Source organism: Laceyella sediminis (assembly GCF_003003125.1).
Lineage (GTDB): Bacteria > Bacillota > Bacilli > Thermoactinomycetales > Thermoactinomycetaceae > Laceyella > Laceyella tengchongensis.
Map to the genome: position 1 here is coordinate 276794 of NZ_PVTZ01000003.1, position 23384 is coordinate 300177.

Below are 23384 nucleotides of genomic sequence, written 5' to 3' on the forward strand. Positions count from 1 at the left end.
TTCTATCGTTAAAACGCAAGAAAAACGGGTACCCCTTTCCCGTGTGAGAAAGAGGCCCCAACTTCCGCATGGTGTTCCCATGCTAGATTATTTCACTTTACTTAGACCCTCTTGATATTTCGCATCCGGCAGTGGGACATAGCCTACTTCTTTGACAAGGTCTTTCGCCGTTTCCAGATAGAACTTCACAAATTCTTTCACTTCCGGCTTTTGCAAAGATTTTTTGCTTGGATAAATGTACACCGGACGGGACAGAGGTGAGTAAGTTCCATCATGGATCGTTTGGTCGGTCGGAGCGATAGCGCCTTTGCCCGCATCAATTGGAACGATTTTCAGATTGTCTTTGTTCTCCAGGTAGTAGGCATAACCAAAGTAGCCCAATCCACCTTTGTCGCCTTGCACCCCTTTGACCAGTACATTGTCATCTTCGGATGCAGTATAGTCGGTGCGGCTTTTCCCTTCTTCACCAACGATTTCACCCGTGAAGTAATCAAACGTACCCGAAGCGGTTCCCGGTCCGTACAATTTGATCGGCTCCGCCGGGAAGCTGTCACGGACGTCTTTCCAGGTTTTCACTTTGGAGTTGGGCTCCCAGATTTTTTTCAATTCGTCAACGGTCAATTTGTCGACGAAGTTGTTTTCTTTATTTACAACCACCGCGATGCCATCATAAGCGACAGGAATTTCAACCGGTTCGATTCCGTTTGGCTTCGCGGCTTCTTTTTCTTCATCTTTGATCGGACGAGACGCGTCAGAAATGTCGATTTCACCGCTGGCCCACTTTTTGAAGCCCCCGCCAGTGCCCGATTCGCCAACGGTTACATTCACATCAGGATTGGCTTTCATAAATTCCTCCGCCACTGCTTGGGAGATCGGATACACGGTGGAAGAACCATCGATTTTGATCGCTCCGCTCAGTCCTTTCCCACCGCTATCGTTCTGTTTTTGCCCACCGCAACCAACAAGGGCACTGAAAGCGAGTGTGAATGTTGCGCCGAGGATAAGCCCCTTCTTCAACATAAGCGTTTTCCCCCTAAAAGAAATGAATAATTTCCTTTCGTCACTTGTACTATAAGCCTTTACCTTTATTGCAAAATAAATGGGATGTAAACGTTTTGTAAATGAAAAAGACAGGAGCACCTAAGTGTTCCTGTCTTTTTTCGTCATTGGGAAAGAGAGGGTGAAAGTGGTGCCTTGCCCAATTTGGCTCGACACCTCGATTTCTCCTTGATGGGCTTCAACTAGATGCTTGACAATCGCCAAACCCAACCCGGTGCCGCCGGAGTCGCGCGCACGGGCTTTGTCCACTCGGTAAAACCGCTCAAACACGCGGGGAAGGTCTTCCTTGGGAATGCCAATGCCAGTATCAGACACTTTGCACAACCAGCTCTCGTCGCGCTTTTCCACTTCGACGGTGATGCGCCCACCGGGTGGTGTGTAGTTGCTTGCGTTGGACAACAGATTCAGCAAGATTTGTCGGAACCGGTCCTTGTCAACCTCTACCTCAAACGGTTCTGCAATCTTTACACTCCATGCTTGTTGTTTGGCGCGGAACCGTTCCTCCATGGTCTTCACCACCGACTGAACCATCTGATCGATACGGATCAGCTCCCTCTTCAAGTTGATCTGTTTTGACTCGATTTTGGACAAATCCAATAACTCCCCGATCAACCTTTGCAAACGCAAGCTTTCTTCATTGATGATTTGCAGGAACTCGCGGCAAGTGTCGGGATCGCCCATGGCTCCGTCAAGAAGCGTTTCCGAAAACCCACGGATGGAGGTGATAGGCGTTTTCAATTCATGCGACACATTGGCCACAAAATCCTTGCGCAACTGTTCCAGGCGGCGGATCGCCGTCAGGTCGTGCAAAACGACAACCACCCCCACGCCGTTCCGCTCCACCCACATGGGCGCCAAATTGGCTTCTAGCATTCGTTCTTCCGGGAAATAAATCTGGATTTCATTTCTCATCCGCTCTCCCGATTCCGCGCACTCTGTAATCCAATCCGTCAAATCGTACGGGTAGGTCAATTTCTTATAGGAGCGACCGATGATGTCTTGCGCCGGCACGCCAAACAGCCGTTCAAAGGAACGGTTGACCAAGCTCACCTTGCCTGTCGGGTCAATCATGATCAATCCAGATTCAAGTGACTCGATGATGCTGTGCAAGCGGCGTTCGCTTTTCCTAATCGTTTCCATTTGTTTTTGCAAGCTGTGAGCCATACGGTTGATCGCTTGCCCCAATTGGGCCACTTCGTCTTTCCCTGTCTGTTGTACGCGCCGGTGGAATTTCTTCTGGGCGATATCTCTAGCCACTTGGGTGATTTCCTCCAGTGGGCTGGTAACGCTGCTGGCGATGCGGGAACTGAAGAAACCTGCCAAACCATACGCGATCATCAGCCCCAAAGCGAGGGAAACCCACACCTTTTCTAATGACTGGTTCACCTCTTGAATATCCAGTGAAATCCGGATGGCACCCACTACGTCACCATCCCGTTCCACCGGCAGGGCCGCGTGCAAAAAATTGTCTCTGATAACCGTCGGATCTTTCTTTTCCTTTTGCAACGCGCTTTCCACTTCGGGATACGCCTTGTAGTTCAACGACAGATCACCCGTAGAGTCACCCAGCACACGCCCGTTTTTGTCGAAAATGGTGATCTGTGCATCTAGCGCTTTCCCATAAACTTCAGCGACCTGCTGAAACTGACGCCGTGAAGGGTGGGAGTCTGTCCAGGCGATGGTTTCTGCCAGCATCCTCCCTTCCGTTTCCAGCCTCGTCGTCAAGGAATCGATATAGGAGGAGCGGAGCAACAACGCAACGAAGATCCCCGTCCCCAAGACGGAGCAACCGATCAAAAGGAGAAAAGACCAAGTAATGCGAGCGCGCAGCGACCTCATCCCCGTCTGGGCCCCTCAAATTTATACCCGATCCCGCGGACGGTCTTAATATAGATCGGGCTACGCGAGTCCGTTTCAATTTTTTCCCGCAAATGGCTCACATGCACATCAACGATACGGGAGTCGCCAATGTAATCATAATTCCAAACCGCATTCAACAATTGATCCCGCGACAACACCTTCCCCCGGTGGTTGGCCATGTACAGCAATAACTCAAACTCCTTTGGCGTCAAATCGATCTCTTCTCCGTTCCTGGTGATGACATAACCCTCAGGGTCGATCACCAATTCTCCAATACGCATCAACGCTTCTTTCTCTTCCGTCTGCTCCATTCCTTTTAAAGCGTCAATACGGCGCAAAATCGCCTTGACCCTGGCGGTCAACTCCCGCGGACTAAATGGCTTGGTCATGTAATCGTCCGCACCCAATTCCAATCCCAACACCTTGTCAAATTCGTCCGTTTTGGCGGTTAGCATCAAAATGGGGATGTGCTTCTTCTCCTGGCGCAGCCGGCGGCACACTTCCAAACCGTCCAGCTTGGGCAACATCAGGTCCAAGATAAGCAGGTCGGGAAAGCCGTTTTTCATCATATCCAAAGCCATTTCGCCGTCATAAGCTACATCTACTTGGAAACCCTCTTTTTCAAGGTTGAATTGCACAAGTTTCACGATGGAAGCCTCATCATCCACAACCAAGATTTTCTTGCCCATCTTATGCCCTCGCTTTCAAAAATGCTTGCTTAATCATCGTGCTTCTATTAACAAAGAAAATCATAACACAACAAAGTTAAGATTCCGTAAAGATGCATCCCCACCATAAAAAAACAGCATGGGTGTGAAACGGAAGAAACCGCCTTCTCCCTCTGTTTCACCCCATGCTACAAAAAACCTACTAGAAATTTTCAAATGCATCTTTGAACAACGGTTTCAACGGCCGCGGCGGACAAACCACCAGTTCCCCTTCCGCCACAATCTTGTCCCCGCTCATCCCCTTGGCCACCAACTTGACTTTCTTGTCATGATCTAGTTTGTCGCTAATTTCCAACATTAATACCACTTCTTCCTGGATAAACAAGGGAGCTGGAAAATCAAACTGCATGGATTGTACCAAGCTTCCCGGACCAGGCAATTTCATTGACACCAAGGCGGAAAACCAGTTGACGAGCAGGCTCGGCGGCACGACTACCTGTTCGAATTCGGTGCGCTCAGCGTAAGCACTCTGCGAAAACAACGGGTTCAAGTCATCCGCCGATCCGAGATACGAAAACACATCGCGCCGCTCTACCGTTTTGCTTTCCTCTATCCGTTCCCCTAACATCAATGTTTCATATGTTTTCCCTTGGGATTTCATATCTCTTAAACGCAAGTTGGCAACCCCTTTCACTGGTGTATCCGCTTTCATTTTACCGTATTTTCTCAATCTTCCATATACAATTTGGTCAAATACGCCCGGGAAAGTTCCCGGGCATGATGTCGCCTGTGGTTATTATTTTAATACTTTCATGACGTTGCGTACAGATTCGGCCGAACGATCCAACGCCGCTTTTTCCTCTTTGGTCAGTTCCAGCTCGATAACCTTTTCTAAGCCGTTTCCGCCCAGAATGGTCGGCACACCGAGAAAGAGGTCGGTATAGCCATACTCCCCTTCCAAGTACGCCACGGCGGGCAGAATCCGCTTTTTATCCTTGAGGATCGCTTCGGTCATTTGCACCAAGGATGCGGCCGGCGCATAATAAGCACTACCCGTTTTCAGGAGGTTGACGATTTCGCCGCCTCCTTTGCGTGTGCGCTCGATGATCGCGTCGAGCCGCTCTTGCGGAATCAGGTGTTGCAACGGAATGCCTCCGGCGTAAGAGTAACGGATGAGCGGAACCATATCATCGCCATGTCCCCCCAGCACAAAGCCGGTCACGTCTTCAACGGACACATTCAACTCTTGCGCCACAAACGTGCGGAAGCGGGCTGTGTCTAACACACCGGATTGCCCAATCACGCGGTTTTTGGGGAAGCCGGAAGTGCGGTACGCCTCATACACCATCGCATCGACCGGATTGGACAACACAATGATGATACACTCCGGGGAATACTTGACGACCTGCTCCGTCACAGAACGGACGATCTTCGCATTGGTGGTCACCAAGTCATCGCGGCTCATACCCGGTTTGCGGGGCAAGCCAGCAGTGATGATCACGATATCAGACCCCTTGGTGTCCTCATAATTGCTCGTACCGATGATGTTGGCGTCAAATCCTTGCACAGGACTTGCTTCCAACATGTCCAACGCTTTGCCTTTGGTTGGGTCTTCGGCTTGCGGAATGTCCACCAACACGATGTCACCCAGTTCTTTTTGCGCCAGCATCAATGCTGTTGTGCTTCCGGTGAAGCCAGCGCCTACCACAGTTATTTTCCTACGACGGATAGCCATAGTCATTGCCTCCTGATTCTATTACATATTTTTGATCAGATGGTCGGCAAACTCGGAGCATTTCACTTCCGTAGCCCCATCCATCAAGCGGGCGAAGTCATACGTTACCGTTTTATCTGTAATCGTTTTGCTCATCGCTTGATAGATCAGGTCAGCCGCTTCTTGCCAACCGAGATGTTCCAGCATGAGGACGCCAGAGAGAATCACAGAACCTGGATTCACTTTGTCCAAGCCTGCGTATTTGGGGGCGGTTCCATGGGTTGCTTCAAAGATGGCGTGCCCCGACACATAGTTGATATTGGCTCCCGGCGCGATACCAATGCCGCCCACTTGTGCCGCCAGCGCATCGGACACATAGTCGCCGTTGAGGTTCAGGGTGGCAATCACATCGTATTCAGCCGGTCGGGTCAGGATTTGTTGCAGGAATGCGTCGGCAATCACGTCTTTCACGATAATCTTGCCCGCTTCAATCGCAGCCGCCTGCGCTTGATCTGCCGCTTCGGTGCCTTGTTCAGCCTTGATGCGGTCATATTGAGCCCAAGTGAACACATGGTCTTTGTAATCCCGCTCGGCCACTTCATAGCCCCAGTTTTTAAACGCCCCTTCGGTAAACTTCATAATGTTTCCTTTATGTACCAAGGTCACGCTTTTGCGCTTGTGGCGAATCGCATACTCGATCGCCGCTTTCACCAGACGCTCTGTCCCTTCGCTCGACACAGGTTTGATACCGATGCCAGAGGTTTCAGGGAAGCGAATCTTCTTCACGCCCATTTCCTCCTGCAGGAAACGAACCACTTTCTTCACTTCCTCCGATCCGGCTTCCCACTCAATACCGGCATAAATGTCTTCGGAGTTTTCACGGAAGATCACCATGTCCACATCTTGCGGCCGTTTCACTGGAGAAGGAACCCCTTCGAAATAACGGACGGGGCGCAAGCACACATACAGATCCAACTCTTGGCGCAAAGCCACATTCAAAGAGCGGATACCTCCGCCAACTGGCGTCGTGAGCGGCCCTTTGATCGCTACCAAATATTCGCGCACAGCTTCAAGCGTATCTTCCGGCAACCATTCGCCGAATTGGTTGTACGCTTTCTCTCCGGCAAACACTTCAAACCAGGCAATCTCTTTCTTTCCATTATATGCTTTTTCGACTGCGGAATCGAGAACCCGTTTAGCAGCACGCCAAATATCCGGACCGGTGCCATCCCCTTCAATGAATGGAATGATCGGGCGATCTGGTACGTTCAATTTGCCGCCTTCTACCGTTATTTTTTCCCCGTGTGCAGGAGCTACAAGATTTTTAAATTGCGCCATGGAATCATAACACCCCTTTTTATTTATCACGAGCCTAGATGGACAAAGGGAGCGGGATCAATCGCCCCTCTCCCCATTGTATACGATTTCACTTTCTTTGGTCGATTGGAACATATGCTTGATTCGTTTTCCCTATATACTCCGCACGCGGACGGATGAGGCGGTTGTCGGCGTATTGCTCCAACACTTGCGCGGTCCAGCCCGTCACCCGGCTCATAGCGAAAATCGGGGTGAACAGATCCCGCGGAATGCCCAAATAAGTGTACACAGAAGCGGAATAGAAATCCACGTTGGGTTTGATGCCCTTTTTATCCACAACGATTTTTTCGATTTCCACTGACATTTCGTACCAGAGTTTATTGCCCGTCTGATTTGCCAGTTGGCGGGACATTTCGCGTAAATGTTTGGCGCGTGGGTCGCCGTCTTTATATACGCGGTGCCCAAAGCCCATGATTTTTTCTTTATTGTCTAATTTTTGTTGAATGGACGAAGCGATGTTCTCCAACGAACCGATCGACTCCAGCGTCACCATCACTTGCTCATTGGCGCCGCCATGCAATGGCCCCTTCAGTGTGCCGATCGCAGTGGTGATCGCTGAATAAATATCGGACAAGGTACCCGTGGTCACGCGGGCGGCGAATGTGGAAGCGTTTAACTCATGGTCGGCGTGCAACACGAGCGCCTTGTCAAACGCCTTGGTTGCCACATCGGAAGGTTCTTGCCCGTTCAGCATGTAGAGGAAGTTGGCCGCGAATCCGAGCTCCGGCTTTGGCGCCACTGGTTCCAGCCCTTGTCTAATGCGCGCAAAAGCGGTTACAATTGTAGGAATTTTCGCAGTTAATTTGATTGCTTTGCGCTGATTCGCCTCAAGGCTGTTGTCTTCCGCTTCCTCATCATATAGGGCCAGCGCGGATACGGCCGTTCTAAGCACAGACATCGGATGAGCATTGTTGACATTGATTTTCAACAATTGATGCAATTCATCCGGGATGTTGGCATGGCGGGCCAGCTCGCTTTTCAGTGCTTCCAATTCAGCATGGTTCGGCAAATGACCGTACCACAGCAGATGGGCGACTTCTTCAAAAGAAGCGTGATCGGCCAAATCATCGATGTTATAGCCCCGGTAGGTAAGTACTCCGTCAATAATGGAACTGACCGCGGAAGTACAAGCAACAACACCCTCTAAACCTTTAGCAATCGTCATCACTATCGCTCCTCTTGTTAGATTTCTATATGAAAGGGCACAACATTAATAACAGATATTCATTTGTAAAGCAGAGGAATGAATGAATCGTCATTCTGTGCCGGGCAACACAGATAACTGGCGGCAAAAAGAACACGCTTGTTCTCACTTACACAAATTTCATTCCCGCAAATTTCCAAACGCTGTAAATATATTCACGTTTTAGTGCAAGATTAAACATGATCATGATTAGCGTATGAAGCGGGATATGTGCCCATTCTTCTTGTCGTTTTTATTTTAACATAAATTGAACAAATTCGCACATAATGTGTTTTTATTTATTTCAAACGAAGCCATTGCTTTGTTAGAGTCTGTAGGACGGCGAGCGGCTTCAAAACCCTTTTCTTCGCTTCATTTGTGCATCGGCGCTCCTAGAGAAAAAGTTTTTCCATCGTTCTCACACAGCCTGATGTGCGGCTGTCTTTTGGTTTCTCTAAAAAATGGTATAATTATTGGGAACCTAAAACGGATTTTAGCTGATGGGAGGTTATTCCATGTTATTTCCCGCCTGGTTGGGGCCCATCGCACGTGCACTGATCGTCTTAGCCTCAATTGTGGCCGCTTTTTACATCTTGTCCTTTTTGCTCCCGCTCCTTTATCCGTTTGTGTTGGGCTGGCTGATCGCCCTGATGATTGAACCCATGGTGAAATGGCTTGAGCGTCGAGTACGCCTTCCGCGCTGGGCCGGCGTTACACTCATCCTATTCTTATTGCTCACTTCACTTCTGTCGCTATTGATTTTTATCATCGCGGAGTTGGTTGTAGAACTGACCCATCTCGCCGATTTTCTCCCCGCGTTTCTGAATAAGGCGGGCAATCTGTTTGTAGACACCTTCACAAAAGAAACCACCGGTGTCAGCCGCTTGATTGAGAGCGTCCAAGCATATCTGGAGAAAAATCCGGAACACCAGCAACGCATCTCCCAGAGCATCCAAGAGAACATCGGCATTATCGCTAACAAAGGGACGGAGTCGATCACCGAAATCGTAGCAGCCATCGGCCGGTTCCTCGGGGACTTGCCTTATTACATCACGGTGTTGGTCTTTATCACGTTGGCCGCTTTCTTCATCTCGCTCGATTGGCCCCGGCTAAGCCGCAATCTGTTGGTCTGGGTTCCTGAGCATTTCCACAAAACGGCCAGCCTGATCTCAGCGGATTTGAAAAAAGCGCTGTTCGGCTTTGTCAGAGCTCAGCTCACCTTGATCTCCATCACCGCTGTCATCATGTTTGCGGGGCTGATGATCTTGCAAGTGCCATACGCATTCACCATGGCGTTCATTATCGGGTTGGTGGACCTGTTGCCCTATCTGGGCGTCGGCGCCGTGTTGGTGCCTTGGGTCATTTATCTGTTCCTGATCGGAAACATCCAATTGGCCACTGGCTTGAGCATCGTCTATGCGGTCATCATCATTATTCGCCAGTTCTTAGAGCCCAAATTGGTCGCCAGCAACGTGGGCATCGACCCACTGCTCACCCTGATCTCCTTGTTTGTCGGGCTGAAACTTTTCGGGATCATCGGATTGGTCATTGGGCCGGTGACCGTGGTGGTAGGCTTGGCTCTCCACCGTACCAACGTGTTTCGGGATATCTGGAGATATATCATCGGAGCACCAAAAAACAATATCCCCGCATAGCTTTAATCAAGTTGGGGATATCTCAGTTGCAGCTCTTGGCACCGCTTTGGAGCGGATTTGACCAAGAGCTGCGTTCATGTTATCACCAACGTCTGATGTGCCAGTCGCCACGGGCTAATTTCGTTTGAATCCATTTTTTGAGAAAGATTTTCACAAATGTACGCGTGTATGGAAAAACCAGCACAAACCCGACAATATCAGAGAAAAACCCCGGGGTGATCAATAATACCGCTCCCGCCAAAATACATGCTCCATCCAAGAGCGCTTCGCCCGGCAGCTCACCTTTTTGCAATTGCAATTGAGCCAACCGGTATGTTTGCCACCCTTCCTTCCTCGCCAAATAGCTACCAAGTACACCCGTCGCAATGACCAAAAATACCGTCGGCCAAGGTCCGATCCACTGACCAACTGTTATCATCCCCCACAGTTCAATAGCAGGAACTACGATGATCAATCCCAAAATCAACCAAAACACGTACCTCATCCTCTTTCTACCGCGAAAATCTGTGCAAGCGTCCCATACAACTCTGGATACGCCTGTTTCAAATTCACTCTTTTCATCTCTTTATTCACCCATAAATGCACAGAACTCCCCTTGCATAGCACCGTCTCCGTCTCCGCATGAACCACGTCATACTTAAACGCGATTTTCCCACCGGACAAGTCGGCAATCGAAGTGCGAACAATCACTTCGTCATCATATCTGGCTGGATGCATATACTTACAGTGGATGTCCACAACGGGAAGCAACAATCCTTTTTGTTCCATTTGTTGATAGGATATCCCATATGAACGAATCCACTCTGTTCGGCCGACCTCAAACCACGTCAAATAATTGGCATGATACACGACTCCCATCTGGTCTGTTTCTTGATAACGAACTCGGATCTTAGTCTCGCTCACATTTGCATAGTTGGCCATTTCTCCTACCTCCACGCTTTGGGTCTTTTTTGGGATGGAATGCGGTGGCGAGTCTTTCCCTGAATGGAACCAGGGACAAAACCAGCGCCATGCCGCTTGGGTTCAATGTTTAAAATGACACTTTGTTAACAATCCATGACTTTTGGCTCATTGTTAAAAAAACGAGTTGTTCTTTATAATAGCAATAGCTCAGCTCGCACATATTCCGCAGTCGTTTCTCACATAATGAGAATGACTCGTTGATGGATACCATATTTCACGTGTTGATTCGCCATCGGCTGATCCCGCCGCTCAACACCGTTGAACATAAACGTTGCAACGAAAGGAGAGACAAACACATGAACCTCAGAAAAAGAAAGAAAATACGCAGAAAACTGCGTTGGTGGATTTATCCCCGTCTTCGGTTACTCTAACATCCAATATACCAATAAAGCCCTGCATCTAAAAGATCCAAAGAAAAAGCGCTGGACACTTCCAGCGCTTTTTTCTTTACAGGACATTGGCTTTGCCTGCATAGATATGGCCACGATCCACATTCACCGTGATTTCTTTCTCATTGGCAAGTAGCTTACATGCATTTTCCACGCCTACGACGACCGGCACGCCTAAACTTACGCCAACCACCGCAGCATGAGAGGTAAGCCCTCCCTCTTCCGTGATGACTGCCGCTGCCCGTTTGAAGGATTCGATCATCTCTTTATCCGAAGCTTTCACCACGATGATGCCGCCATCCACCATATTTTCGTTGATCTCAGCCGCTGTGCGCCCTGTGACGACAGGTCCGGTGACTACCTGTTTCCCTATCCCTTGCCCCCTTGCCAAAAATCCGCCGATCACATGCACTTTCATCAGGTTGGTGGTGCCGGATTTGCCGACAGGTACACCTGCCGTGATCACAACCAAGTCTCCTTGATTGACAAATCCATGCTCCAGTGCGGTAGCAATCGTGGAGTGGAACATTTCATCCGTGGTGTTAGCACGTGTACCCAAAAGCGGATATACTCCCCAGACGAGCGCCAATTTGCGGGCCACATCTGGATTCCGCGTAATTGCGACAATCGGGGCTTGTGGGCGGTACTTGGAAACCATCCGTGCCGTAAACCCGGATTCGGTCGGGGTCAGCACCGCGGCACAATTCAGCATTTGTGCAGTGTGTACCACAGCTTGGCTGAGTGATTCAGTGATGGTGTAATCGATCTCTCTCATCTTCTGCTTGAAATTCTCTTCATAGCGCAATGTCGCTTCAGTCCGCACAGCGATGCGGGCCATCGTGCTGACAGCCTCAACTGGATATTTCCCTGCTGCGGTTTCACCTGAGAGCATAATCGCGTCGGTGCCATCCAGAATCGCATTAGCCACGTCGCTCGCTTCGGCGCGGGTCGGACGGGGATTGCGTTGCATGGAGTCTAACATCTGCGTAGCCGTGATTACCGGTTTGCCCAATTGGTTGCACTTACGGATCGCTTCTTTTTGAACCACGGGCACCTCTTCCACCGGGATTTCCACTCCCAAATCACCGCGAGCCACCATCAAGCCATCGCTCACTTCCAAAATCCCGTCCAGATTATCTATGCCCTCTTGGTTTTCGATCTTGGAGATGATTTGAATGTCAGCGCCGTGTTCTTCCAGAATTTCGCGGATTTCCAACACGTCTTGCGGTTTACGCACAAACGAAGCCGCGATGAAATCCACCTTTTGCTCAATACCGAAGCGGATATCGGCGGCGTCTTTTTCAGTAATCCCGGGCAAATTGATTTTCACGCCGGGCACATTTACCCCTTTGCGGCTTTTCAACGTTCCCCCGTTCAAAATGGTGCAAGTGATCTCCGTGCCCTCTACGCTCTCCACTCGCAAACCGATCAAACCGTCATCGATCAAAATAATTGAACCTGGGTGAACATCGGCAGCCAGGCCCGCATAAGAGATGGAAATCCGTTTCGCATCTCCCTCAATCTGCTCAGTAGTCAAAATGATCTGTTCGCCTGCAATCAATTCGACTGACGGATCTTTCAATTCGCCTGTGCGGATCTCCGGCCCTTTGGTGTCCAAAAGAATCGCCACCGTTTGCCCGAGTTCGGCAGCCGCTTGGCGAATGTTTTCAATGCGTTTTCCATGTTCTTCATACGATCCGTGCGAGAAATTGAGGCGAGCCACATTCATCCCATTGGCAATTAATTCTTTCAGTGTGGCCACATCTTCACTGGCCGGACCAATTGTACATACGATTTTTGTTTTTCGGAGCATTTCTTGTCATCTCCTCTAGCTTCTCAATTATATGGACAAAATCTTCGCCAAATCATACAATTCCATGCGCGGTTGGTGTTTTTGGGAAAGGGCTTCGTCAAAATCGATTCCGATGACGTCATTGTTGCGGATAGCCACCATCATGTCTCGTTGGCCGCTCAGCAACAGTTCCACAGCTTTGGCACCCATGCGGCTAGCCAACACCCGGTCGAACGCAGTTGGAGAACCGCCGCGTTGCACATGCCCAAGCACCGTCACCCGCGTCTCCCAGCCCAATCTGTCCGTAATCTTATCGGCTACATCCAGACCGCTGCCAACCCCTTCGGCAACGATGATGATGCTGTGCTTTTTCCCGCGTTCCGAACTTCGCTGCAAACGCTCCACGATTTCATCAATCTGGTAAGGTGCTTCTGGAATCAAGATGGACTCAGCCCCGTCAGCCAAACCGGCCCAAAGAGCGATATCTCCGGCGTCGCGACCCATGACTTCCACAATATACGTACGTTCATGCGAAGTCGCCGTATCCCGAATTTTATCGATGCATTCAACCACTGTGTTTACTGCGGTGTCAAAGCCGATCGTGAAATCGGTCGCTGGGATGTCATTATCGATTGTACCCGGAACACCGATCGTTGGGAAGCCGAGCGCAGTCAATTTTTTGGCGCCTTGGAAACTCCCATCCCCACCGATGACTACCAATCCGTCGATTTGATGTTTTTTCAGTTGCTCTACCGCTTTTTGGCGCCCTGCTTCGGTTTTAAACTCTTCGCAACGCGAGCTGTAAAGCACTGTGCCTCCGCGATGGATAATGTCTCCCACCGTACCCAATTCCATTTTTTCAATATCCCCTTGAATGAGGCCTGTATAACCACGATAGACTCCATACACCTCTAATCCATGGTAGTATCCGCTACGTACAACGGCGCGGATAGCCGCATTCATTCCTGGGGCGTCTCCACCGCTGGTTAAGACCGCGATCCGTTTCATCCTAATCACCTCAACATGTAAAATTCCCTATCCCACAGGGACAAAAAACGTCCAGCCGGGACAAAAAGAGAAACCGTGCAGAACGGTTTCAACTTGGACAAGCATCCTAATTAACCTCCTCTGAACCTTTCCCGGTTCAGACGGTAACAAGTGATGTGAAATCACCTATGTTCGCAAACTTTTGGTAGCGATCTTCGACAAGTTCTTCCTGACTCATCGGAGACAATTCATCCAAATGGTCAATCAATGCTTGTTTAATATATTTTGATTGTAACATGGGATCTCTATGAGCTCCACCTTTTGGCTCTGGAATAATTTCATCAATCACGCCGAGCGCTTTTAAATCGTCGGAAGTAATCTTCAATGCTTCCGCTGCCTCTTGCGCTTTCGTAGCATCACGCCATAAAATAGCCGCTGCGCCTTCTGGAGAAATGACTGAGTAATAGGCGTGTTCCAACATCAACAAGCGGTTGCCCACACCGATTCCCAGGGCGCCGCCGCTTCCGCCTTCCCCTGTCACTACGCAGACAATCGGCACCTTAAAACCGGCCATTTCACGTAAGTTGCGGGCGATCGCTTCACTTTGGCCGCGCTCTTCTGCTTCAATCCCGGGATGGGCCCCTTGGGTATCAATGAAACAAATAATAGGCCGCCCAAATTTATCCGCTTGTTGCATCAAACGCAACGCTTTGCGATATCCTTCGGGATGGGGCAAGCCAAAGTTGCGGGCGATTTTGTCTTTGGTGTCGGTTCCGCGCTCATGGCCGATCACTGTCACTGTCAGTCCGTTTAATTTGGCAATGCCCCCGATAATCGCCGGGTCGTCGCCATAAAGTCGGTCGCCATGGAGTTCCATGAAATCGTCAAACACCGTTTTCAAATAATGCAAAGTGGTCGGCCGGCTGGCATGGCGGGCGATTTGGATTTTGTTCCAAGTGCTGAGGTTGCCGTAAATCTCATTTTCCAGACGAATGGCCTTAGCTTCCAACGTGGCAATCTCTTCGGACAGATCAATGTCCTTCTCTTTCGTAAATTGTTCGAGCTCCTCTATTTTGCTTCTCAATTCCATCAACGGTTTTTCAAATGGCAAATAACCCTGTTTCATTGAAAGCTTCCTCCTTTACGCGTGAAACTCCAAGATTTTGATAAGAGTGTCACGCAATTCCCCCCGGGGGACGACCATGTCCAACTGCCCATGCTTCAACAGGAATTCAGCCGTTTGAAAATCATCCGGCAGTTTTTGCCTAACCGTCTGCTCAATCACGCGGCGCCCCGCAAAGCCGATCAACGCTCCCGGCTCGGCGATATTGATGTCGCCCAGCGATGCAAAACTGGCCGATACGCCACCTGTGGTCGGATTGGTCAGCACTGACACAAACAATACTTTCTCACGATGCATTTTTTCCAACGCGGCGCTGGTCTTAGCCATTTGCATCAACGACAGTACGCCTTCTTGCATACGTGCCCCACCCGATGCGCAGAACAAAATAAATGGAATTCTCTTGGCCGCTGCCCGTTCTGCCGCCCGGGCGATCTTCTCACCTACCACCGAACCCATGCTCCCCATGCGGAATCGGGAATCCATCACCCCGATGATGGCAGGGTATCCGCCGATTTTGCCTTCCGCCGTCACGACCGCTTCATTCAGCTTAGTCTTGTTCATGTCGGCTTGTACCTTTTTGACGTAATCCGGAAATGCTAGCGGGTCTTTGGAGATGAGCTCTTGATCGTATTCGTGGTATTCACCATTATCAACCAACGATTGCAAACGCTCGGGTGCGCTCATGGGGAGATGGTGCCCACACGCTTTGCACACCTTTAAATTTTTCTCCAGCTCTTTTGTGATCAAAATGGTTCCGCACTTAGGGCACTTCTGCATAATCCCTTCGGGGATGTCTTTCTTCACTTGCTCAGAAGGGATCGTTGCATACTTCTTCGGTTTTCTGAACAAATCACGTAACACGATAACACCTCATCTGAGTCCTTTAAATTTTTTGCTGTCCGATATGAATATCATACCATTGTTGACCGATCAGTTATATGCGATCATGTCCAATATTTCTACCAATAACAAAGAGGCTTGCGCTTGGCGACGCTCTTTGAGGGCCTCAATCAATTGTTCGTATTTTGGCAACAACCGGCGCCAACAGGCCTCGTCCAATTCCCAGTCCTCTGGCACGACGGCTTGGATAAATTTCGTGATCGGCACCCAGATGCGTTTTAACAAATAATTGTCTGCCATCTGGATGATCCGCTTGTGAAACTGTTCGATATGCGCGGAGGGGTTGGCATTTTGCTCTACGGCCGCTTTCATCTCAGCCAACAGCTTTTCCAACGAAGCGACCTCTTGTTCAACCCGTTTGCTGAACGCCAATCGAATAGCGCCCAACTCGAGCAGTTCCCTCATCTCCAACAAGCCCTGTTTGGACTTGTCATCTTGCAAGATAAAGCGCGCCAGAAGATCAACCATATGATGAGCATAATAAGGTTCCAAATAAGTGCCTTCGCCTCTTCTGGTGCTGATCAAGCCCAACAGTTCCAAGGATCTGAGAACTTCACGGACGGATGAACGACCCGCTCCCAACCGTTCGGACAATTCCCGTTCCGAAGGCAGCCGGTCTCCGGGGCGCAATCCGTCTTCTTCAATGATGTCATGGATTCGTTCCAATATTACTTTGAATTTGCTGTAACTCGTTTCCGCGCTTGCCACGTCTTCTTATCACCCTTATCGTACCGTTGTTGCAGATAAGCTGAGTGTTTTTGCATATACTTCTTGCGGATCTATATGGATGCGCGCTTGACCTGTCTCCATCGCCACCCGCGCCACCTCTCTGGCGACAACGGCAGCAACCCTCTTGTCAAAAGGCGAAGGGATCACATAATCAGGACGCAATTCATGTTCCTGGATCAAGCCTGCGATCGCATACGCGGCCGCTATTTTCATCTCTTCGGTAATCGCTTTCGCCCGAACGTCCAACGCGCCACGGAAAATGCCCGGAAAGGCGAGCACATTGTTCACTTGGTTTGGATAATCAGATCGGCCGGTTCCGATCACTTTCGCCCCGGCCCGCATGGCCTCTTCTGGCATGATTTCCGGAGTGGGATTAGCCATGGCAAAAATGATAGCATCTTTGTTCATGGAGCGAACCATGGCTGGTGTTACCGCGCCGGCCACCGACACGCCGATAAACACATCCGCGCCTGTGATCACTTCTTCCAATTCACCTTGGCGTTTCTCACGGTTCGTCGCTTTGGCGATCTGTTCCTTAATCGGATTCATCCCAAACGGCCTTCCTTCATAGATCGCCCCTTTACTATCGCACATAATCACGTCTTTTACTCCAAGCGACAGCAACAACTTGATGATGGCGATACCGGCAGCTCCCGCCCCATTGGTGACGACACGGATCTCATCCATCCGCTTGCCCACCACTTTTAAGGCGTTGATCATGCCTGCCAAGGTCACAATGGCGGTGCCGTGCTGATCATCATGAAAAACAGGAATGTCCAACTCCTGCTTCAAGCGCTCTTCGATCAGGAAACAGTTGGGAGCGGCGATATCTTCCAGATTGATCCCGCCGAATGTGGGCGCCATCAACTTCACCGTGTCTACGATTTTATCGACATCCACCGTATCCAAGCAGATGGGAAAAGCATCCACTCCTGCAAACTCTTTAAACAACACCGCTTTCCCTTCCATAACCGGCATGGCCGCATGCGGACCGATGTTGCCCAAGCCCAGCACGGCGGTTCCGTCGGACACAACGGCTACCAAATTCCCCTTCATCGTGTAATCATAGATTTTCTCTTGATCATCGTAAATATCGCGACAAGGTTCGGCCACGCCTGGTGAATATGCAAGGCTCAAATCATGTGCGTCATGCACCGGCACTTTGGAATGCACTGCTAACTTTCCTTGCATCTCCTGATGCAATTTCAGTGCTTCATCCCGTATTGTAGACAAAACATCTCGCTCCTTTTTTACACGCTTGGTGGTCTGACCACCGGTAAATCACATTATATCAAAACTGTAACCAGGAGAAAACGGACGACCAGGCGCGCCTAATAGAAAAAGGCTACTGTTTTCCCCTCCAGTAGCCGTTTAACACACTTTTTCGCTTGTCTGGTACGTTTATTATTTTAAGGAAACGACTTCCTTAAAACCGTTCCATTGCAATTCTACTTGCACATTTTTCTTTTCGGGATTAGCATTTGGCTGCACGACGCTTTCAATGATAGCGGTTCCCTTTTCATCCAACATGACATTTTGCTGATTGGTAGTGTTGTTGCTGTCTTTAACCATGACCAACACATTCCCCACCACTAACACATCTTTGCCTAAGTATTTCACCGTAACCTTTTCTGAACCGTCGCTATCATCGTGATACTGATAAGCCAATGCCACTTCCCAATGTTTGCTTTTCCCCGACAATTGCCCACTTACCGATTTATTCGCGCAAGCGCTCAACAGCACCCCCATCAAGCATAAGAGAAAAGCGGAAACACGGTACTTTTTTCCCCATTGTAACTCCATCATCCCATTTCCCCTTACTCTTTGAAAACTATGCCGCCCTATGCTGTCGTGGCGCAGCCGCTTCGACAACAGGCTGGCACCATCTATAATTTTACATTTATATATATCAATTAACCAATAGCACAAACTTACCAATTCCTTAATAATCCTCTTATTTTCATTATTAATCTTCGTGTTTTCTCTATTAATCTTACATAATTTTATTTTCTTGTTCTTTTTTGTTGTCGATTTCCCTTTTTTCCGGCACCGATTCTGGCCATGATCACAGCAATAAAAAGAAATAAAAGGAATCCTACAAGCACCAAACATTGGTACAAAAACGCCAACAAGCGACCTCCCCCTTTCTCACGCTTCACCACAGAAAAAAAGGGCTTACGCCCTTCTATTGAAATATGCCCACAGCTTGCCTATGCATTTGTTGCAACTCGATTTCCCGTTCGGTGTTCAATTCCAAGACCAGTCCACGCAAATAAGCTAGCAATTCTTCCGGATCAGCAGACCGCAAGCTGAGATCTTCTCCCATCCACACCTGCCATCCCCGGCCCGTTTCATCCAACCGAACAATGATATCCATCGCAAAGGTAACATCAAAAAAGCGCCATTGGGCATCAGATTTCACGATTTTTTCCAGATAATAGGGCATGTCTGACCGAAACCGGTCATAGATCGGCTCCAAGTGGCGCATCGCCTCTTCACGATCTTCACAGAGCGCCGAAGTTGTTCCCATGTCGATGAGAATATTCCCGTCTTCCAATCCCGAAACGGCTATTTCCTGATTGGTAATGGGATCCACAATGTTTCGTTTGGCATGGTTGGAAATCAACCATTTCAATGCGCTTCTCATACCCAGCTCGCTCCTTGACAATATTTTCATGTTAAATGGAAATAATAGAAATATACCAAATTTTTATCACAATTTTATTATAATCTTAACTCATGAAAAAACGAACCATCATTCACTGTTTTCACATAAAAAAAGCCCACGCCGGAAGTCTTACCTGGGCGTGGGTTACTTGCCCATTGGGGAGACACCGCACTATCAACCATCTACTCCGTTTAAGCATCCGGTGTTTCTAGCTTCCCCAGCGGGCCCATCTCGCTTGCGCGGTCAGCCACATAGCGGCGCACATCCGGGTTCTGGTGCGCGATACGAGCAGACGCGGCCGCCGCGATGCCTGCAACGAGATCATCCAGAAAAACATGGATCTGCTCGTCGTGATTGTTCAATTTTTTCATCAGACCAATTTTGTTTTTATCCAAGTAACCAAAACTGGTCAAACCAATCGTCCCATATACGTTGGTAATGCTCAGCGCGAGAATCTCATCGATCCCGTACAATGGTTCATCCGCTTCCATGATGCGCTGGAACGGTTCCGGCAACAGCTTCTTCTCCGCCAGCACATCCAGGGACACCCCTGTGATGACAGCATGTTGCACCTCGCGCTTGCGCAAGACCGCATGCACGTTGTTCACGCATTCTTCCAAAGTCAGATTTTTATTGTAAGGCGCCTGCAACTGGTACACAATATGGGAAATTCCTTCAATGGTCACACCGCGCTCATTGAGCAGCTTAATGACATGATCGTAGAATATGGTTCTCACCTTCTTTGGATATCGACTCGTTCAGGTCGGTGCCGAAAAGAGCTGAGTCTTAAAAGATATGCCACCCCGCCAGCAGGTATGTCACTTTTGAGTGACGCGAAAACTGTTTGCTCCCATGATCACTTCCACTTGTTGGCGACATGCAGGAGTCGGTGTGATCGCGTACCGTTCTTCGGAAAGCGCTAGCACTTTCTTGGTCCGTTCATAATAAAGGTAAACGGGCGTCTCCCCCCTGTGTAACTTCAGCACCTCTTGCAAGCGCCGGAGCCGCTCCTCGGTCTCCCGCTGGGGGGGAATGCGGATATACACCTTCTGCGCCGGACCGACCGAAGGCGGCGCGGGACGGGATGCGAACGCGACACGGGACAGGTCGGCCACTTCATCAGCGATGAGTTTCACGCCTTCATCTTGCAGTTGCACTTTCGCGCGGATGAACACCGGTTGTTCCGGTTGCAACAACGTGCGAGCAGTGCGGAACACTTTGGGGAACACCACTACTTCACAAGTGCCGCCACGATCCTCAATCTGGACAAAGGCCATCGGTTCACCTTTTTTGGTCTGAATCGGTTTGACATCCGTGATCCAAGCGCCCACTTTGACCTCTTCCCGGTCCCGGCATCCCATCAAGGCATGCAAACGGTGCGTGGCCCGCTCTTGGATCACCGGAGCGTACTGGTCAAGCGGATGACCGGATAAAAATAAGCCCAATAATTCCCGTTCACGATCCAACTGGTCGCGTTCTGTCAGCGAAGCGGATGGCGCCTCTTCCAACAAACGCGCAAAATCAAACGCTTCATCGGCCAAGCCCAAGCTCAACTGCTGTTTGCCTGAACGCGTTCGGTTTGCCGCAACCCATTCCAGCACTTCGTCCAGCAAATACAAGTTTTGCGAGCGGCTACCTGGCAGAGAATCGCAGGCTCCGCACTCAATCAACGACTCCAATACGCGCCTGTTGCACACCCGCAAATCCACCCTAGCGCACAGATCGGCCAAGTTTTCAAATGGGCGTACTTGCCGCCCTTTGATCAACTCCCGAATGGCCAAGGTGCCAACATTTTTGATGGCCGCCAAGCCAAACCGAATCGCTTTCCCTTCCACCGAAAAGGCTTCTTCACTTCGCTGCACATCGGGCGGCAAAACAGCGATCCCCATCCGGCGGGCTTCCTCGATGTACTCCGCCAATTTGCCTTGGCTCCCCATCACCGATGTCATCAATGCTGCCATAAACTCGACCGGGTGATTAGCCTTCAAATAAGCCGTCTGATAAGCCAACACTCCATATGCGGCCGAATGGCTACGGTTAAAACCGTAATCGGCAAATCGCACGATCAAATCATAAATCTCATGCCCCGTCTGTTCGTCATATCCCTTGTCCACACAGCCTCCTACAAAAGCGTTTCGTTGTTCATGCAAAAGTTCCTTCTTCTTTTTCCCGACCGCGCGCCGCAATAAATCAGCCTGCCCAAGGGAAAAGCCAGCCATTTTGGCCGCTATTTGCATGATTTGCTCCTGATACACGATAATCCCGTACGTGTTTTCCAGAATCTCTTCCAGATCGGGGTGGGGATACGTCACTTTTTCCAACCCGTGTTTTGCTCGGATATATCGCGGAATCTGCTCCATCGGCCCCGGGCGGTACAAAGCCAAAACAGCGATGATATCTTCAAAATGCGTCGGCTTCAACTCTTTGAGCACCTTGCGCATGCCCGGCGATTCCATTTGGAACACCCCGGTGGTGTCCCCTTTGGACAACAGCTTGTACGTCGCCGGATCATCGAAGCGAGCGCCGTCAAATGAAACGATGGTCCCGGAATTTTCCCTCACCAACTCACGCGTCTTCTCGATCACCGTCAAGTTGCGCAAACCTAAAAAATCCACCTTCAGCAAGCCGATATCCTCCAGCACCTCCATCGGGTACTGAGTCAATGGAATTCCGTCGTTTCCCGCCTGGAGCGGCACATGATCGGTCAGGGGTGTGCTAGCGATAACCACTCCCGCGGCATGGGTGGAAGCATGCCGGGGCATCCCCTCGATCTTGGCTACCGTCCGCATCAGTTGCGCCGTTGCCGGATTCTTCATCAATTCCTTCAAAGCGGGCTCCTGCTGAAACGCTTTGGCCAAGGTCATGCCGGGACTGCCTGGAATCAGCTTGGCCGCGCGATCCACTTCTCTGTAAGGCAATCCCATCACCCGGCCCACATCCCGCACTGCGGCCCGCGGCGCCATCGTCCCAAAGGTGATGATCTGCGCTACCCGCTCTGCCCCATACTTGTTCACCACATACCGGATCACTTCATCGCGGCGTTCATAGTTGAAATCGATGTCGATATCCGGCATGCTGATCCGCTCGGGATTGAGAAACCGTTCAAAAAAGAGCCGATACTTCAGCGGGTCGATATCGGTGATGCGAAGGACATAGGACACCAAACTCCCCGCCGCCGAACCTCGCCCCGGTCCCACTGCGATCCCCCGCTCATGGGCGAACCGGACAAAATCCCACACCACCAGAAAATAATCATTAAAGCCCATCCGGTCGATGACCGACAATTCATAGTCCAACCGCTCAACCACCTCGGGGGTCAACTGGCCAAACCGCTCAATCGCCCCCTGGCAGCAAAGCTCCCGCAAATAAGCGGCAGCCTCCACACCTTCCGGCAAGGGAAATTTGGGCAACAGGCGGCCCCCCAAAGGGATCTCGACCTGGCAACGTTCGGCGATATCCACCGTGTGATGCAAAGCCTCGGGTACATGTCCGAAGCACCGACGCATCTCTTCCGCCGATTTCAGATAATATTCTTTGGTCGGAAAACGCAACCGCTCTTCATCGGCCAACTTGCTGCCAGTCTGGATGCAAAGGAGGCAATCATGCACTTCATGATCACCTTGGTGTGTATAATGCACGTCATTGGTCGCAATCAGCTTCACTCCCAGCTCTTTTGACCAAGAAATCAGCTGGCGGTTTACCCGTTCTTGTTCCGGAAGCTGATGGTCTTGCAATTCAAAAAAGAAATGATCCGGTCCAAAGATGTCTAAATACTCCATTACCAATCGTTTCGCTTCCGCCAAATCTCCCGCCAAAATCGCCTGCGGAATCTCCCCTCCCAAGCACGAACTGGTAGCGATCAGCCCTTGCCGGTATTGGCGCAACAGCGCTTTGTCAATACGGGGCTTATAATGGAACCCCCGCAGATGGGCCTCGCTTGTCAAACGCAGCAAATTTCGATACCCTACATCCGTTTCGGCAATCAGCAACAGATGGTAATTCTTTTGCTCCCTGAGCGGCCGCTTATCATGGAGCGACCCTGCTGTCAGATACATTTCACAACCGATGATGGGCTTGATGCCCGCTTCCTGACACGCTTTATAGAAAGGCACCACGCCGTGCATCGCGCCATGATCTGTGATGGCGAGCGCCTTCATTCCCAGTTGTTTGGCGGTTCGCACCAGCTCTTCGATCCGGCTGGCCCCGTCCAGCAAACTAAATTCCGTATGCACATGAAGATGAACAAAGTCTTTCAACCGATCCACGCCGACCCCTCCTCTTTCCCTCTTATTATAACGAAACCGGCTTGTCCGAACA

The 23384-nt window shown here is 50.1% G+C and carries 20 protein-coding genes; 1 reads left to right on the forward strand and 19 read right to left on the reverse strand.

What is annotated here, in order from left to right; genetic code table 11:
* Positions 1-87: 87 nt before the first annotated feature.
* The 7 genes from CLV36_RS05985 to citZ form a co-directional block, all read right to left on the reverse strand.
* Positions 88-1020: a PstS family phosphate ABC transporter substrate-binding protein gene (locus CLV36_RS05985; protein ID WP_102991872.1), complete on the reverse strand. Its 933-nt coding sequence runs from the start codon at positions 1018-1020 to the stop codon at positions 88-90.
* Between the two features lie 120 nt (positions 1021-1140).
* Entirely contained in the window at positions 1141-2898 is a 1758-nt protein-coding gene (gene pnpS / locus CLV36_RS05990) for a two-component system histidine kinase PnpS (protein WP_102991871.1), read from the reverse strand.
* Positions 2895-3608: a response regulator transcription factor gene (locus CLV36_RS05995; RefSeq protein ID WP_102991870.1), complete on the reverse strand. Its 714-nt coding sequence runs from the start codon at positions 3606-3608 to the stop codon at positions 2895-2897. Before CLV36_RS05995 ends, pnpS begins: the two co-directional genes overlap by 4 nt.
* Before the next feature lie 181 nt (positions 3609-3789).
* Positions 3790-4263 (reverse strand): hotdog family protein, encoded by a 474-nt coding sequence (locus tag CLV36_RS06000; protein ID WP_123827415.1) that lies wholly within the window; start codon positions 4261-4263, stop codon positions 3790-3792.
* Positions 4264-4383: 120 nt separating this feature from the next.
* Positions 4384-5322, reverse strand: coding sequence for a malate dehydrogenase (gene mdh / locus CLV36_RS06005; RefSeq protein WP_022735837.1), 939 nt, complete (start codon positions 5320-5322; stop codon positions 4384-4386).
* 21 nt (positions 5323-5343) lie between these two features.
* Complete coding sequence (gene icd / locus CLV36_RS06010; protein ID WP_102991868.1) at positions 5344-6639, reverse strand: NADP-dependent isocitrate dehydrogenase; 1296 nt, start codon at positions 6637-6639, stop codon at positions 5344-5346.
* Positions 6640-6727: 88 nt separating this feature from the next.
* On the reverse strand, positions 6728-7843 hold the full coding sequence (gene citZ, locus CLV36_RS06015; protein WP_102991867.1) for a citrate synthase: 1116 nt from the start codon (positions 7841-7843) through the stop codon (positions 6728-6730).
* A gap of 533 nt (positions 7844-8376) precedes the next feature.
* Here citZ and ytvI point away from each other — a divergent pair.
* Entirely contained in the window at positions 8377-9516 is a 1140-nt protein-coding gene (gene ytvI, locus CLV36_RS06020) for a sporulation integral membrane protein YtvI (RefSeq protein WP_022735834.1), read from the forward strand.
* Positions 9517-9598: 82 nt separating this feature from the next.
* Here ytvI and CLV36_RS06025 read toward each other — a convergent pair whose 3' ends face one another.
* From CLV36_RS06025 to CLV36_RS06080, 12 genes are all read right to left on the reverse strand, one after another.
* Positions 9599-9991 carry an FxsA family protein gene (locus CLV36_RS06025; RefSeq protein ID WP_029071719.1) on the reverse strand — a complete coding sequence of 131 codons (393 nt, stop codon included), beginning with the start codon at positions 9989-9991 and terminating at the stop codon, positions 9599-9601.
* Positions 9992-9996: 5 nt separating this feature from the next.
* Positions 9997-10437, reverse strand: a complete 441-nt coding sequence (locus CLV36_RS06030; protein WP_022735832.1) for an acyl-CoA thioesterase — start codon at positions 10435-10437, stop codon at positions 9997-9999.
* A gap of 489 nt (positions 10438-10926) precedes the next feature.
* Positions 10927-12681: a pyruvate kinase gene (pyk, locus tag CLV36_RS06035; protein WP_022735831.1), complete on the reverse strand. Its 1755-nt coding sequence runs from the start codon at positions 12679-12681 to the stop codon at positions 10927-10929.
* Between the two features lie 27 nt (positions 12682-12708).
* Complete coding sequence (gene pfkA, locus CLV36_RS06040; protein WP_022735830.1) at positions 12709-13668, reverse strand: 6-phosphofructokinase; 960 nt, start codon at positions 13666-13668, stop codon at positions 12709-12711.
* Between the two features lie 136 nt (positions 13669-13804).
* On the reverse strand, positions 13805-14773 hold the full coding sequence (locus CLV36_RS06045) for an acetyl-CoA carboxylase carboxyltransferase subunit alpha (protein WP_054096085.1): 969 nt from the start codon (positions 14771-14773) through the stop codon (positions 13805-13807).
* Between the two features lie 15 nt (positions 14774-14788).
* On the reverse strand, positions 14789-15631 hold the full coding sequence (accD, locus tag CLV36_RS06050) for an acetyl-CoA carboxylase, carboxyltransferase subunit beta (protein ID WP_029071717.1): 843 nt from the start codon (positions 15629-15631) through the stop codon (positions 14789-14791).
* A 69-nt stretch (positions 15632-15700) separates the two neighbouring features.
* A complete protein-coding gene (locus CLV36_RS06055; protein ID WP_022735829.1) occupies positions 15701-16378 on the reverse strand; it encodes a FadR/GntR family transcriptional regulator in 678 nt (225 codons plus the stop codon).
* A 15-nt stretch (positions 16379-16393) separates the two neighbouring features.
* A complete protein-coding gene (gene ystJ / locus CLV36_RS06060; RefSeq protein ID WP_022735828.1) occupies positions 16394-17632 on the reverse strand; it encodes an NADP-dependent malic enzyme in 1239 nt (412 codons plus the stop codon).
* Between the two features lie 171 nt (positions 17633-17803).
* Positions 17804-18202: a hypothetical protein gene (locus CLV36_RS06065; RefSeq protein ID WP_146130600.1), complete on the reverse strand. Its 399-nt coding sequence runs from the start codon at positions 18200-18202 to the stop codon at positions 17804-17806.
* 382 nt (positions 18203-18584) lie between these two features.
* Positions 18585-19046 carry a hypothetical protein gene (locus CLV36_RS06070; RefSeq protein ID WP_022735825.1) on the reverse strand — a complete coding sequence of 154 codons (462 nt, stop codon included), beginning with the start codon at positions 19044-19046 and terminating at the stop codon, positions 18585-18587.
* Positions 19047-19258: 212 nt separating this feature from the next.
* Complete coding sequence (locus CLV36_RS06075) at positions 19259-19795, reverse strand: phosphatidylglycerophosphatase A family protein (RefSeq protein WP_029071716.1); 537 nt, start codon at positions 19793-19795, stop codon at positions 19259-19261.
* A 90-nt stretch (positions 19796-19885) separates the two neighbouring features.
* A complete protein-coding gene (locus tag CLV36_RS06080) occupies positions 19886-23323 on the reverse strand; it encodes a DNA polymerase III subunit alpha (protein ID WP_106342044.1) in 3438 nt (1145 codons plus the stop codon).
* Positions 23324-23384: the final 61 nt, after the last annotated feature.

What these genes read in the sequence shown, in the direction of transcription:
- CLV36_RS05985 (WP_102991872.1), bottom strand. Translation starts at nt 1,020, where the DNA reads ATGTTGAAGAAGGGGCTTATCCTCGGCGCAACATTCACACTCGCTTTC.
- pnpS (WP_102991871.1), bottom strand. Translation starts at nt 2,898, where the DNA reads ATGAGGTCGCTGCGCGCTCGCATTACTTGGTCTTTTCTCCTTTTGATC.
- CLV36_RS05995 (WP_102991870.1), bottom strand. Translation starts at nt 3,608, where the DNA reads ATGGGCAAGAAAATCTTGGTTGTGGATGATGAGGCTTCCATCGTGAAA.
- mdh (WP_022735837.1), bottom strand. Translation starts at nt 5,322, where the DNA reads ATGGCTATCCGTCGTAGGAAAATAACTGTGGTAGGCGCTGGCTTCACC.
- icd (WP_102991868.1), bottom strand. Translation starts at nt 6,639, where the DNA reads ATGGCGCAATTTAAAAATCTTGTAGCTCCTGCACACGGGGAAAAAATA.
- citZ (WP_102991867.1), bottom strand. Translation starts at nt 7,843, where the DNA reads ATGACGATTGCTAAAGGTTTAGAGGGTGTTGTTGCTTGTACTTCCGCG.
- ytvI (WP_022735834.1), top strand. Translation starts at nt 8,377, where the DNA reads ATGTTATTTCCCGCCTGGTTGGGGCCCATCGCACGTGCACTGATCGTC.
- CLV36_RS06030 (WP_022735832.1), bottom strand. Translation starts at nt 10,437, where the DNA reads ATGGCCAACTATGCAAATGTGAGCGAGACTAAGATCCGAGTTCGTTAT.
- pyk (WP_022735831.1), bottom strand. Translation starts at nt 12,681, where the DNA reads ATGCTCCGAAAAACAAAAATCGTATGTACAATTGGTCCGGCCAGTGAA.
- pfkA (WP_022735830.1), bottom strand. Translation starts at nt 13,668, where the DNA reads ATGAAACGGATCGCGGTCTTAACCAGCGGTGGAGACGCCCCAGGAATG.
- CLV36_RS06045 (WP_054096085.1), bottom strand. Translation starts at nt 14,773, where the DNA reads ATGAAACAGGGTTATTTGCCATTTGAAAAACCGTTGATGGAATTGAGA.
- CLV36_RS06065 (WP_146130600.1), bottom strand. Translation starts at nt 18,202, where the DNA reads ATGGAGTTACAATGGGGAAAAAAGTACCGTGTTTCCGCTTTTCTCTTA.
- CLV36_RS06070 (WP_022735825.1), bottom strand. Translation starts at nt 19,046, where the DNA reads ATGAGAAGCGCATTGAAATGGTTGATTTCCAACCATGCCAAACGAAAC.